11 protein-coding genes are annotated in these 12,245 nt (G+C 56.4%); 8 read left to right on the top strand and 3 right to left on the bottom strand.

Translation table 11 applies throughout. The features are described 5' to 3' along the window. Window positions 1-21: 21 nt before the first annotated feature. The 5 genes from LZU96_RS18660 (at window position 22) to LZU96_RS18640 (ending at window position 3,845) form a co-directional block, all read left to right on the top strand. Window positions 22-501 (top strand): Lrp/AsnC family transcriptional regulator, encoded by a 480-nt coding sequence (locus tag LZU96_RS18660; protein WP_233985569.1) that lies wholly within the window; start codon window positions 22-24, stop codon window positions 499-501. A gap of 241 nt (window positions 502-742) precedes the next feature. Continuing rightward, window positions 743-1,357 carry a YitT family protein gene (locus LZU96_RS18655; protein WP_159861699.1) on the top strand — a complete coding sequence of 205 codons (615 nt, stop codon included), beginning with the start codon at window positions 743-745 and terminating at the stop codon, window positions 1,355-1,357. A 42-nt stretch (window positions 1,358-1,399) separates the two neighbouring features. Continuing rightward, on the top strand, window positions 1,400-2,593 hold the full coding sequence (locus LZU96_RS18650; protein WP_233988233.1) for an aromatic amino acid transaminase: 1,194 nt from the start codon (window positions 1,400-1,402) through the stop codon (window positions 2,591-2,593). 510 nt (window positions 2,594-3,103) lie between these two features. Continuing rightward, window positions 3,104-3,529, top strand: coding sequence for a secondary thiamine-phosphate synthase enzyme YjbQ (locus tag LZU96_RS18645; RefSeq protein WP_094122150.1), 426 nt, complete (start codon window positions 3,104-3,106; stop codon window positions 3,527-3,529). Next, complete coding sequence (locus tag LZU96_RS18640; RefSeq protein WP_094122151.1) at window positions 3,522-3,845, top strand: MmcQ/YjbR family DNA-binding protein; 324 nt, start codon at window positions 3,522-3,524, stop codon at window positions 3,843-3,845. Before LZU96_RS18645 ends, LZU96_RS18640 begins: the two co-directional genes overlap by 8 nt. Window positions 3,846-3,897: 52 nt before the next feature. Here LZU96_RS18640 and LZU96_RS18635 read toward each other — a convergent pair whose 3' ends face one another. Continuing rightward, window positions 3,898-4,962: an NAD(P)-dependent alcohol dehydrogenase gene (locus tag LZU96_RS18635; RefSeq protein WP_233985568.1), complete on the bottom strand. Its 1,065-nt coding sequence runs from the start codon at window positions 4,960-4,962 to the stop codon at window positions 3,898-3,900. 230 nt (window positions 4,963-5,192) lie between these two features. Then, window positions 5,193-8,021 (bottom strand): excinuclease ABC subunit UvrA, encoded by a 2,829-nt coding sequence (gene uvrA / locus LZU96_RS18630; protein ID WP_233985567.1) that lies wholly within the window; start codon window positions 8,019-8,021, stop codon window positions 5,193-5,195. 224 nt (window positions 8,022-8,245) lie between these two features. Between uvrA and ssb1 the strand changes: the two genes are divergently transcribed. Continuing rightward, on the top strand, window positions 8,246-8,800 hold the full coding sequence (gene ssb1 / locus LZU96_RS18625; protein WP_094122154.1) for a single-stranded DNA-binding protein SSB1: 555 nt from the start codon (window positions 8,246-8,248) through the stop codon (window positions 8,798-8,800). Window positions 8,801-8,957: 157 nt separating this feature from the next. Here ssb1 and LZU96_RS18620 read toward each other — a convergent pair whose 3' ends face one another. Then, window positions 8,958-9,491, bottom strand: a complete 534-nt coding sequence (locus LZU96_RS18620) for an isochorismatase family protein (protein ID WP_233985566.1) — start codon at window positions 9,489-9,491, stop codon at window positions 8,958-8,960. Between the two features lie 121 nt (window positions 9,492-9,612). Here LZU96_RS18620 and LZU96_RS18615 point away from each other — a divergent pair, with 121 nt between their 5' ends. Further along, window positions 9,613-10,440, top strand: a complete 828-nt coding sequence (locus tag LZU96_RS18615; protein ID WP_233985565.1) for an AraC family transcriptional regulator — start codon at window positions 9,613-9,615, stop codon at window positions 10,438-10,440. A 75-nt stretch (window positions 10,441-10,515) separates the two neighbouring features. Next, the gene (locus LZU96_RS18610; protein WP_233985564.1) at window positions 10,516-11,475 is read left to right on the top strand and encodes a DMT family transporter; all 960 of its coding nucleotides are present in this window, start codon (window positions 10,516-10,518) and stop codon (window positions 11,473-11,475) included. Window positions 11,476-12,245 lie beyond the last annotated feature (770 nt).

Genomic DNA, 12,245 nt, shown 5'->3' with positions numbered 1-12,245 from the left:
CTATAACGCTGTGGAAACGGAATGACTCACGTAGACGATTACGATCTTAAGATCCTGACTTTATTACAATCTAACGGCCGACTGACCAATCAGGAATTAAGCGATTTGGTCGGCCTGTCGGCGTCACAATGCTCACGCCGCCGGATCAATCTCGAACAGGCCAATCTGATTCTTGGCTATCATGCCCGGCTGTCGCCAGATGCGATTGGACTGGGAATGGTCGGGTTAATTGAGGTGCGCCTGATTAATCACACTGCCGAATATGTCGACAGTTTTCATCGGATGGTGGAGCAGGAAGAGGCGATTGTTGATGCCTACAAAACCACCGGCGATGCCGATTATCTGTTGAAAGTGGCCGTGGCCGATCTCAACTCACTCAGCGCATTAATCAGCCAGCTGGTGGCGGGACATCAAAGCGTTTCCCACGTTAAAACCTCGGTGGTGCTGGGACGGCTGAAAGAGAACGGGCTAATGATGACGCCTGAGCACAAGACGCGCTAAAAAGGTGCGTGTTGTGCGGTTTTGGTGCAAACTTGCGGCAAATAATGCAAAGAATGCGCACCAGAACAGATATTTGTGCATGAGTTGACGGTTTCACCGTAGATTTTTGCATCAAACCCTGCAATAAAGCGCCTTAGATATCAATGGGATAATCGCTGGCACCCTGCCGGTGGCCGCTTCATGCCACCGGTATGGTGCGTTTTTTGCATCTGACCCGCATCATTTGCATTGAGATAACCCCATGGATAACGTTGCAGAACCTTCCCGCATTCCCCACTCACGCATTGAAGATGCGCTGGCGATTGTGCTTGGCACGCTGATGGTCTCGTTTGGCGTCATTATGCTGAAACAGGCCGGCGCGCTGACCGGCAGTACCGCAGGCATCGCCTTCCTGATCAGCTATTTGTCGCCGCTATCTTTTGGCAGCGCCTTTTTTCTGATTAATATTCCGTTCTACTGGCTGGCGGTAAAACGCATGGGCTGGGAATTTACCCTGAAAACTTTTTGTGCCGTCGGGCTGGTGTCACTGTTTACCCACCTGCATCCGCTGTTTGTCCATTTTTCCGCCCTCGATCCGTTCTATGCGACATTGTTCGGTAACGTCATCATGGGAATCGGGTTTATAGTGTTGTTTCGTCATAAAGCCAGCCTGGGCGGCATCAACATTCTGGCGCTGTGGCTACAGGATCGCTTTGGCATTCGTGCCGGTAAGCTGCAAATGGCGGTGGATACCTGCGTGGTGCTGGCATCACTGTTTGTGGTGAGCGTGCCGATTCTGCTCGCCTCAATTGGCGGCGCGGTTATCCTGAACCTGATTATCGCAATGAACCACCGTCCAGGACGTTACCTGGTTTAATGACACTCTGTTACCCGAAGACCACTCATGGAGACCTACACCGTGTTTCAAAACGTTGATGCCTATGCTGGCGACCCGATTCTGTCGTTGATGGAAGCCTTTAAACAAGACCCACGCGAACACAAAGTGAACCTCAGTATCGGGCTTTATTATGACGAGCAGAACATCATCCCGCAGCTGAAAGCGGTGGCTGCCGCTGAGCAGCAGATGCACGCTGAGCCTCAGCAGGCGTCGCTCTATCTGCCGATGGAAGGGCTGAACAGCTATCGCAGCGCGATTGCGCCATTACTGTTTGGTGCCGACCATCCGATGCTGCAGGCGGGACGCATCGCCTCGATTCAGACGCTGGGCGGTTCTGGCGCGCTGAAAGTCGGTGCGGATTTCCTGAAGCGCTATTTCCCGCAGTCTGCGGTCTGGGTCAGCGATCCGACCTGGGAAAACCACGTCGCGATTTTTAACGGTGCCGGTTTCGAGGTCAATACCTATCCGTGGTATGACGCGGAGACCCACGGCGTGCGGTTTGACGCTTTCATCAGCGCGCTGAAAGCACTGCCCGCGCAGAGCATCGTCTTGCTGCATCCGTGCTGCCATAACCCAACCGGTGCCGATCTGACTGATGCGCAGTGGGATCAGACCGTTGAGGTGCTGAAGGCACAGCAGCTGATTCCGTTCCTCGACATCGCCTACCAGGGCTTCGGAGCGGGTATGGAGCAGGATGCGTATGCCCTGCGCGCCGTAGCGGCAGCGGGACTGCCTGCGCTGGTCAGCAACTCCTTCTCCAAAATCTTCTCTCTCTACGGCGAACGCGTTGGCGGACTGTCGATCGTCTGCGACAGCGCCGAAGAGTCGGCTCGGGTGCTGGGCCAGCTGAAAGCCACCGTACGCCGCAACTACTCCAGCCCACCGAATTTCGGTGCGCAGGTGGTGGCGCGGGTGCTGAACGATGAGGCCCTGAAAGCGAACTGGCTGGCGGAAGTGGAAGCGATGCGCCTGCGCATTCTGGCCATGCGTCAGTCGCTGGTAGAGGTGCTGAGCACCGCGCTGCCGGGTAAAAACTTTGACTACCTGCTGAAGCAGCGCGGCATGTTCAGCTATACCGGCCTGAGCGCGCAGCAGGTTGATCGCCTGCGCAATGAGTTCGGCATCTATCTGGTCGGCAGCGGCCGGATGTGTGTTGCCGGCCTGAACAGCAAAAATGTGCATCAGGTGGCGGAAGCCTTTGCCGCGGTGATGTAACAACCGATCCGTTCTGCAAAAAAACGCCGACCCTGTCCGTAATGCTGGTCAGTGAAGGTGAGATTTGTATAGGCTGTCACGGTCAAACGTGGCAGCTTTTTTTTGGGCGAGCGAGCCGCAGTGCGGGCCTGAGCGCCTCTGCTCTCGTGCCCTTTTTAACGGCACGCACTGAAGTTTCAGAGCAGGCTGGGGCCGATCAGGGGCAGGCAATCCGCAGCGCTGAACATTAGCCAGGAGAGCCCGCAGGACGCGGGCGAAAGGCGGGGCGGCACAGGATCTGCCATCCCCGGCGGTGCGTCAGGCAGAGGAATGACGTGAAGGCACCGCGCAGCGGCGCGAGGACCGCCAGCCCCGGAGCGGCACCAGACTGCATCACCAGACTGCGTTATCATCAGTGGCTCAACTGACGAGCACTACCACTCTTTCCGGCGGTTTTTTTATTTGTCCTCAGGGTTTACCTTTTGCCGACATGCTGCACACTTAAACGGGGTCATCGTTTCAGGAAAAATTATGTGGCATCAACAAATTCTGACGCTTAGCGCGAAACCACGCGGATTTCATCTGGTCACCGATGAGATCGTCGATGCGCTTTCCGCACTGCGTAACATCAACACCGGCCTGTTGCATCTGCTGTTGCAGCACACCTCGGCGTCGTTAACCTTAAACGAGAATTGCGACCCGACGGTGCGCAGCGATATGGAGCAGCACTTCATGCGGCACGTGCCGGAAGATGCGCCTTATCAGCACGACTACGAAGGACGTGACGATATGCCCGCGCACATTAAGTCGTCGACCTTAGGGGTATCATTACTGTTACCGGTTCAGCGCGGACGTCTGGTGCTCGGCACCTGGCAGGGTATCTGGCTGGGCGAACACCGCATTGATGGCGGTGCGCGGCGGATTGTCGCCACTTTACAAGGGGAATCTAATGACTAATTCAGATTTACTGACCTATTGCATGAGCAAGCCGGGCGCGGAACAGAGCGTCCACAGTGACTGGAAAGCGACTCAGATTAAAAGCAACGGCGTGTTGTTTGCGATGGTGCATGAGGTCAAAGGGCGGCCCGCAGTCTCGCTGAAATCGACGCCGGCGCTGGCGGAACTGCTGCGCGAAGAGCATAACGATATTTTTCCCAGCGAACATCTCAACAAATCACACTGGAGCACCCTGTTTCTGGATGGCTCGCTGAAAGATTCGCAGATCTATTATCTGGTTGATGCCTCCTTTGATCAGGTTGCGACTGCCAAATAAGCGGCAATAAAAAGCCCTCTTCCGTCAGGAAGAGGGCGATCGGGTATCGCGTTTACGCGGCAGGCTGATTACGTAAGGTATTAATATCGATAACGAAGCGATATTTCACATCACTCTTCAGCATACGCTCGTAGGCTTCATTGATCTGATCCATGGCAATCAGTTCAATGTCAGAGGTGATGCCGTGCTGACCACAGAAATCGAGCATCTCCTGCGTTTCCGCGATGCCGCCAATCAGTGAACCGGCGATGCTGCGACGCTTAAAGATCAGGTTAAATACCTGCGGGGCCGGGTGATCGTGCTCCGGTGCGCCAACCAGCGTCATGTTGCCATCGCGCTTCAGCAGGGTGATGAACGGGTTAAGATCGTGCTGTGCCGCCACGGTATTCAGAATGAAGTCGAAGCTGTTAGCGTGCTGCGCCATCTGCTCCGGATCTTTCGAAATCACCACTTCATCGGCACCCAGACGTTTACCATCCTCAATTTTAGACGGCGAAGTGGTGAACAGCACCACATGCGCGCCCATCGCATGGGCAATTTTGACGCCCATATGACCGAGACCGCCCAGCCCCACGATACCCACTTTTTTGCCGGGCCCGACATTCCAGTGACGCAGCGGAGAGTAAGTAGTGATACCGGCACACAGCAGCGGAGCAACGCCAGCCAGCTCCAGATTTTCAGGAATGCGCAGCACGAAGCTCTCATCGACGACCATCGCGGTTGAGTAGCCGCCGTAGGTAATCGCGCCGGTTTCGCGATCTTCACCGTTATAGGTGCCGACAAAGCCGTTTTCGCAATACTGCTCTAAACCTTCCTGACAGCTCGGACAGCTGCGGCAGGAGTCGACCATGCAGCCGACGCCGACCAGATCGCCGACTTTGTATTTCTGGGTCTGCGGACCCACGGCAGTGACGCGGCCGACGATTTCATGGCCAGGCACCACCGGGAAAATGGTGTTCTTCCACTCATTACGTGCCTGATGCAGGTCTGAGTGGCAGACGCCACAGAACAGGACCTCAAGCTGTACGTCATGAGCGCGAAGCTCACGCGGCTGATAATCGAACGGTGCCAGTTTGGATTTTGCATCCTGAGCAGCATACGCATGCGTAATATTCATGGTGTCTCCAGTTTCGATGTGTCGTGAGTGTTTTTCGTTGAAGCGCGGCAGCGAACGGCTGCGGCGAAAACAGGGCGACGCGCAGGGCGTGCCAAAGAGGAACCGATTAAGGATAGTCAGCGTAGCGGAAAGCGTATATGCCTATAGGTGTCTGAATCTTGCCTGATCCTGCATTTCTCTGGCTGAATGAGCAGCAGAAAAAAAAGGCCCGCACGCGGCGGGCCTGAGGTTTATTTGTTCAGCAACGGTTTGAGGAAGCGTGCGGTATGTGATTTTTCACACTCCGCCACCGTTTCTGGCGTACCGGCAACCAGAATCTCGCCGCCGCCGCTGCCGCCTTCCGGACCGAGATCGACAATCCAGTCGGCGGTCTTGATCACGTCAAGGTTGTGCTCAATCACCACGATGGTATTGCCCTGGTCGCGCAACTGATGCAGCACTTCCAGCAGTTGCTGAATATCGGCAAAGTGCAGACCGGTGGTTGGCTCATCCAGGATATAGAGCGTCTGGCCGGTACCGCGCTTCGACAGCTCACGCGCCAGCTTAACGCGCTGTGCTTCACCACCGGAAAGGGTCGTCGCTGACTGGCCAAGGCGGATGTAAGAGAGACCGACATCGATCAGCGTCTGCAACTTACGCGCCAGCGCCGGCACCACATCAAAGAACTCACGCGCTTCTTCAATGGTCATCTCCAGCACTTCGTGGATGCTCTTGCCTTTGTACTTCACTTCCAGCGTTTCGCGGTTATAGCGTTTGCCTTTGCACTGATCGCACGGCACATAAATGTCCGGCAAAAAGTGCATTTCGACTTTCAGCACGCCATCGCCCTGACAGGCTTCACAGCGTCCGCCGCGCACGTTGAAACTGAAGCGGCCCGGATTGTAGCCGCGCGAGCGCGCTTCCGGCACGCCAGCAAACAGTTCACGCACCGGCGTGAAAATGCCGGTGTAGGTGGCCGGGTTGGAGCGCGGTGTACGGCCAATCGGGCTCTGGTCGATGTCGATGACCTTATCGAAATGCTCCAGGCCGGTCACTTCACGATAGGCCGCTGGCTCGGCGATGGTTGCGCCGTTCAGCGCCCGCTGGGCAATCGGGAACAGGGTATCGTTGATCAGCGTCGATTTACCTGAACCGGAGACGCCGGTGATGCAGGTAAACAGACCCACCGGCAGCGTCAGCGTCACATCCTTGAGGTTGTTACCGCGTGCGCCGGTTACCTTCAGCACTTTGGCCGGATCGCCTTTAACGCGCTGCGGCGGAACGGCGATTTCACGCTTGCCGCTGAGGAACTGACCGGTCAGTGACGCTTCCTGCGCCATGATCTCATCCACGGTGCCTTCGGCGACCACCTGGCCGCCATGCACGCCGGCGCCGGGGCCGATATCGATCACATGGTCAGCCGCGCGAATCGCATCTTCATCATGCTCAACCACGATTACCGTATTACCAAGATCGCGCAGGTGAATCAGCGTACCGAGCAACCGCTCGTTATCGCGCTGATGCAGACCGATAGAGGGCTCATCCAGCACGTACATGACGCCCACCAGACCGGCACCGATCTGGCTGGCCAGACGGATACGCTGTGCTTCACCGCCGGAAAGGGTTTCCGCCGAACGGGACATCGACAGGTAGTTCAGGCCGACATTCACCAGGAAGCTCAGGCGATCGCTGATCTCTTTCAGCACTTTTTCGGCAATTTGCGCCCGCTGACCACTGAGCTTCAGGTTTTCAAAGAACGACATCGCGTGGCCGATACTCATCTCAGAGATGGTCGGCAGCGTGGTGTTCTCTACGAAGACGTGACGCGCTTCACGACGCAGACGCGTTCCTTCGCAGGTGGCACAGGCACGGTTGCTGATAAATTTCGCCAGCTCTTCGCGCACCGCTGATGACTCGGTCTCTTTGTAACGGCGCTCCATATTGTTCAGCACGCCTTCGAACGGATGGCGACGCACAGAGGTGTCACCGCGATCGTTGATGTACTTAAACTCAATGCTCTCTTTACCCGAACCGTACAGAATGACTTTCTGAACGTTATCCGGCAGGCTGCCAAACGAGGCTTCAATATCTAAATCGAGATGTTCCGCCAGTGAGCGCAGCATCTGAAAATAGTAGAAGTTACGGCGATCCCAGCCGCGGATCGCGCCGCCCGCCAGCGAGAGTTCCGGGTTCTGCACCACCCGGTCCGGGTCAAAATATTGCTGCACGCCCAGCCCGTCACAGGTCGGGCAGGCGCCCGCCGGGTTGTTAAACGAGAACAGGCGCGGTTCCAGCTCACTCATGCTGTAGCCACAAATCGGGCAGGCAAAGTTGGCAGAGAACAGTAGCTCTTCGGCCGCACTGTCATCCATATCCGCCACGATCGCCGTGCCGCCGGAGAGATCCAGTGTGGTTTCGAACGATTCGGCCAGACGAGTGGCGAGATCGGCGCGCACCTTAAAGCGATCGATGACCACCTCAATGGTGTGCTTCTTCTGCAGCTCAAGCTTCGGCGGATCGGAGAGATCGCACACTTCCCCGTCGATACGCGCCCGGATGTAGCCCTGCGACGCCAGATTCTCCAGCGTTTTGGTGTGCTCGCCTTTACGGTCTTTCACCACCGGTGCCAGCAGCATTAAGCGGCGGCCTTCCGGCTGGGAGAGCACCTGATCGACCATCTGGCTGACGGTCTGCGCCGCCAGCGGCACATCGTGATCCGGGCAGCGTGGCTCACCGACGCGGGCAAACAGCAGGCGCAGGTAGTCGTGGATCTCGGTGATGGTTCCCACCGTTGATCGCGGGTTATGTGAGGTTGATTTCTGCTCAATGGAGATGGCGGGCGACAAACCTTCGATATGATCGACGTCCGGTTTCTCCATCAGCGAAAGAAACTGGCGCGCATACGCAGAGAGCGACTCCACATAGCGGCGCTGACCTTCCGCATACAGCGTATCAAACGCCAGTGAGGATTTACCGGAGCCCGAAAGGCCGGTTACCACAATGAGTTTGTCGCGTGGGATGGTCAGGTTGATGTTTTTCAAATTATGGGTGCGGGCACCACGAACTTCGATCTTATCCATTCACCTTTCCCGGATTAGCAGCACTCACCGCGCCTTGCCGACACGGCCAGAATAAACGTGTCATTATGGCACAAAAAATAGACTGAATAAATATCCAGTACTCTTTGCCTTTTGGCGCTGGAGGATTAAAACTGGAACCCCGCTCTAAAGTGGGAAACAGACAGCAGGACGTGTTAGAATTGGTAGATTAGACTCTATGCATTAACTCATCGGGAGACAGCAACATGGCCAGTCGTGGCGTTAACAAAGTGATTCTTGTCGGGAATCTGGGTCAGGATCCGGAAGTACGTTATATGCCAAATGGTGGCGCTGTTGCCAACATTACGCTGGCTACGTCGGAAAGCTGGCGCGACAAGCAGACCGGTGAAAACAAAGAGATCACTGAATGGCACCGTGTGGTGTTGTTTGGCAAGCTGGCCGAAGTGGCGGGCGAGTATCTGCGTAAAGGTTCTCAGGTCTATATCGAAGGCCAGCTGCGTACCCGCAAATGGCAGGACCAGGGCGGCCAGGAACGTTACACCACGGAAGTGGTGGTCAACGTCGGCGGCACCATGCAGATGCTGGGCGGCCGTCAGCAGGGCGGTAACGCCGGTGCACCGGCAGGCGGCGCGCAGGGCGGCGGCAACAACAATGGCTGGGGTCAGCCACAGCAGCCGCAGGGCAGCAACAATCAGTTCAGCGGCGGCGCGCAGTCTCGTCCGCAGCAGCAGCCACAAAGCGCACCTGCCAGCAACAACAACGAACCGCCAATGGATTTTGACGACGATATTCCGTTCTGATCCCTGTCACCGTGTGACATCTGTTATAAACAGGCCCGGCATACCGGGCCTTTTTTATGTCCGTAACGGCTGAAACAGCAAATCCTGTCAGAACTCAGAACTCAGAACTCAGAACTCAGAACTCAGAGCCCAGAGCTCAGAACTCAGCCATTACAACTCAGACGTCTGACGACCATTCGGCCAGAATTGCGTCGCAGCTCAGCACGCGCGGCACATTGCCGGGTATCAGCAGCGATGACCACACCTCATTATGCTGGCCTATCAGCTGTTCGGCGCTCGCCCAGCGGCGGTCGGCGGTGGTATGCGCATCCGACGCCACGGTGATGCGATAGCCCGCACTGGCCCCGACTTTAATCGTGGTATCCAGGCAGTAGTCTGTGGCACAGCCGCACACCACAAATTCCTTCACCGCCAGCGTCTCAAGCAGTGCCGCCAGACCGGTTTGCCAGAAGCTATCGCAGGCGGTTTTAGTGATAAAGCAGGCGCCGGCAGGCTGCCGGATGTCGGGCAACAGCGCAAAGGCTTCGCTGCCTTCAGGCAGGCTCTCTTCTTCGGTGTGCTGAATAAACACCGTGACGTCGGCGCGTTCAGTCAGGCGGTTTATCTGCGCCACCCGGCCTGGCCGGTCAAAACGGGGCGTAGCGAACACGCCATTTTGCATATCGATAACCAATACCACTCGCTGTGCCATGCTTTATCCTGAGGAGTGAAAAAAACAGTGTTGCCTGGCGCAGGTCGGATAGCAATGTTTTGCATTTTATCGCCCATCAGAGGCATGCTAAACCACATATTGGTGAATTGAGGAGAGTGACGTGGAGGGCGTTCCGGCTATTTTTCCCTGCGAGAAAGATCGCGCGCAGTTTCAGCAGCTGTCGGAGTTACCCGGCGTGGAACTCTATCAGGCGCACATCTCCCGCTACGCCTTTGAACCGCATACCCATGAAGCCTTTGGGATCGGCACCATTGAAGCGGGCGCTCAGCGCTTTCGCTATCGCGGCACCCAATACACCGCGCCGAAAGATTCGCTGGTAATGATGAATCCGGACGAACTGCATACCGGTGAGTCGGCCTGTACCGAAGGCTGGCGTTATCAGATGATCTATATTCAGCCGCAGTTAATGGATGAGCTGACCGGCGACCGCGGCTGGTGGTTTAATGAGGCACTGCTGACCGATCCCCGCGTGGCGCAGCCGCTGTCACAGACCCTGGCGGCGCTGTGGCAGGCGGACTCGGTGCTGGCACGTCAGGGGTTGCTGTCGGAACTGCTGTCGCAGATGCGGCCACTGGCGCGGATGTCATCGCCGGGTCCGCGACAGGCGCAGCATCGCTTTGAACCGGTGCGCGACTATCTGCGGGCAAATCTGGCGGAGCCGGTACGGCTGGAGGAGCTGGCCGCGCTGGTATCGTTATCGCCCTGGCATTTCTTACGCGCTTTCCGCCAGCACTTTCATGTGACACCTCATCAGATGCTGATGGCATTCCGGCTGTATGACGCCAAGCTACGGCTGGCGCAGGGAGAGCGCGCGGCCAGCGTGGCGGCTGCGGTAGGACTCACCGATCAGGCACATCTGACCCGCGCGTTCGCCAACCGCTATGGCATTACCCCGGTGCGATATCAGAAACAGGTACAGCAGCCCTGAGAATCGCAATCTGCTACAAGCCTTTCCCGCCTCATTTCGTCACACTGCGCCAAAAAGTCATAAAGGAAAGAAATCATGCTCGCTGGCGTACTGTTTGCTGTTACCGCAGGTCTGATGTGGGGACTGATTTTTGTCGGTCCGTTGCTGGTGCCTGACTATCCCGGCGCATTGCAATCGGCTGGTCGCTATGTCGCCTTTGGCCTGATTGCGCTGCCGCTGGCCTGGCACGATCGCCACCGACTGCGGCAGCTGGCACCGGCGGCCTGGCGCGAGGCGGTAAAACTCTCGCTGGTGGGAAACCTTCTTTATTACGCCTTTCTCGCCAACGCGATCCAGCGTACCGGCGCGCCGGTCTCAACCATGATCATCGGGACGCTGCCGGTGGTGATCGCCGTCACCGCCAACCTCTGTTACGGCCATCTTGAAGGGCGGCTGCCGTGGCGGCGACTGTTTCCTGCTTTGATCATGATGGCGGCCGGGCTGCTGTGTGTGAATGCCGCAGAATTACGCAGCCAGGGCGCGACGCTGGATCTCAGCCGTTACCTCACTGGTATCGGGCTGGCGATGCTGGCGGTGGTGTGCTGGACCTGGTATCCGCTGCGTAACGCGCGCTGGCTGCGCACTCATCCTGAACTCCGACCCTCAACCTGGGCGACGGCGCAGGGGCTGGTCACGCTGCCGATGGCGTTAATTCTTTATGCGCTGGTCAGCCTTCAGCTCGCCTGGCAACAGCCCGCATTCGCGCTGCCGTTTGGGCCGCACCCTCAGGTGTTCATTCCCTTAATGCTGGCGATTGGCCTGCTCTGCTCCTGGCTGGGGACGCTGTGCTGGAATGCAGCCAGCCAGCGTTTGCCCACCGTCCTGATGGGGCCGCTGATCGTTTTTGAAATCCTCTTTGGCCTTTTATGGACTTTTCTCTGGCATCAAAGCTGGCCGCCGCTGCTCACGGTAACCGGAATTATTTTTCTGATGGCGGGCGTGCTGTGGGCGATGCGGATAAAACCGCAACCGCAGGTGGTGGCGGTGAAGACCTGATACGCACAGTGGCCTCCTTTTCCCGTTTCGCGCGGTCAGCGGTCCGCGCGGCTTTTTAAGATTAAGTCGCATCCCGATTCTGGCCCTTTTGCGCGCTTTTCCGGCGCGTAATCGATTTCATGCGCCAGCCTGACCTCGCGTTGTTCCCCTCATCCGGTTTCCCAGACGGCCAGGCCAGGCTAAAAAACAGTCTGCCAGCGAGCGAATCCGATCCTTTTGCCGGTTTAACGGCGTGACGGTGATGGAAAATCATCCATTAATCAGGCGAATTTCAGGCAATTCAGGACAATTATGCTTTTAACCCTGCGCTGTAATTGCTCTCTGGCCCTGATTAATGGGGGCTAAAAACCACCATTAACTTCATTCATTGATAAAAGAGTAAGAAAATTCCGCCGCTGCGTTTTTAATTAAAGGTTAATGTTTGGCACCATTGATGCGCAATGAAGTAAGAAAAAACTGCGATGCATTACGTTAGTGATAAGGAGCAATAAACTATTTATCCTGGATTAATCCTGGTGAAACTTTTGGCAACTTACACTCCTTGCCAATTAAAGCGTAACCGTAAAAATGACGATCAGATCCATCATTAACTTAAAGGCAGGTTGGCTATTTCTGACCGGATGTTTAAGACGGCTTAACGGAATAGTCTCTGTTTAGTTCCGATGATTAGCCGAGCTTAACCAATGAAAAGGAGATCCCAATCCCGTCGAAACGGGATTGGGAGAGGGGAAAGGGGCGTAGAATGCGAGACTTTTGCTGTTGTGAATCAA

Origin of the sequence: Pantoea agglomerans, assembly GCF_021397715.1 — a bacterium.
Classification (GTDB): Bacteria; Pseudomonadota; Gammaproteobacteria; order Enterobacterales; family Enterobacteriaceae; genus Pantoea; species Pantoea astica.
The sequence above is the reverse complement of the archived record's forward strand: the minus strand, read 5'-3'. Positions and strand labels throughout refer to the sequence as shown.

What these genes read in the sequence shown, in the direction of transcription:
- uvrA (WP_233985567.1), bottom strand. Translation starts at nt 8,021, where the DNA reads ATGGATAAGATCGAAGTTCGTGGTGCCCGCACCCATAATTTGAAAAAC.
- LZU96_RS18620 (WP_233985566.1), bottom strand. Translation starts at nt 9,491, where the DNA reads ATGGCACAGCGAGTGGTATTGGTTATCGATATGCAAAATGGCGTGTTC.
- LZU96_RS18645 (WP_094122150.1), top strand. Translation starts at nt 3,104, where the DNA reads ATGTGGCATCAACAAATTCTGACGCTTAGCGCGAAACCACGCGGATTT.
- ssb1 (WP_094122154.1), top strand. Translation starts at nt 8,246, where the DNA reads ATGGCCAGTCGTGGCGTTAACAAAGTGATTCTTGTCGGGAATCTGGGT.
- LZU96_RS18655 (WP_159861699.1), top strand. Translation starts at nt 743, where the DNA reads ATGGATAACGTTGCAGAACCTTCCCGCATTCCCCACTCACGCATTGAA.
- LZU96_RS18660 (WP_233985569.1), top strand. Translation starts at nt 22, where the DNA reads ATGACTCACGTAGACGATTACGATCTTAAGATCCTGACTTTATTACAA.
- LZU96_RS18640 (WP_094122151.1), top strand. Translation starts at nt 3,522, where the DNA reads ATGACTAATTCAGATTTACTGACCTATTGCATGAGCAAGCCGGGCGCG.
- LZU96_RS18610 (WP_233985564.1), top strand. Translation starts at nt 10,516, where the DNA reads ATGCTCGCTGGCGTACTGTTTGCTGTTACCGCAGGTCTGATGTGGGGA.
- LZU96_RS18635 (WP_233985568.1), bottom strand. Translation starts at nt 4,962, where the DNA reads ATGAATATTACGCATGCGTATGCTGCTCAGGATGCAAAATCCAAACTG.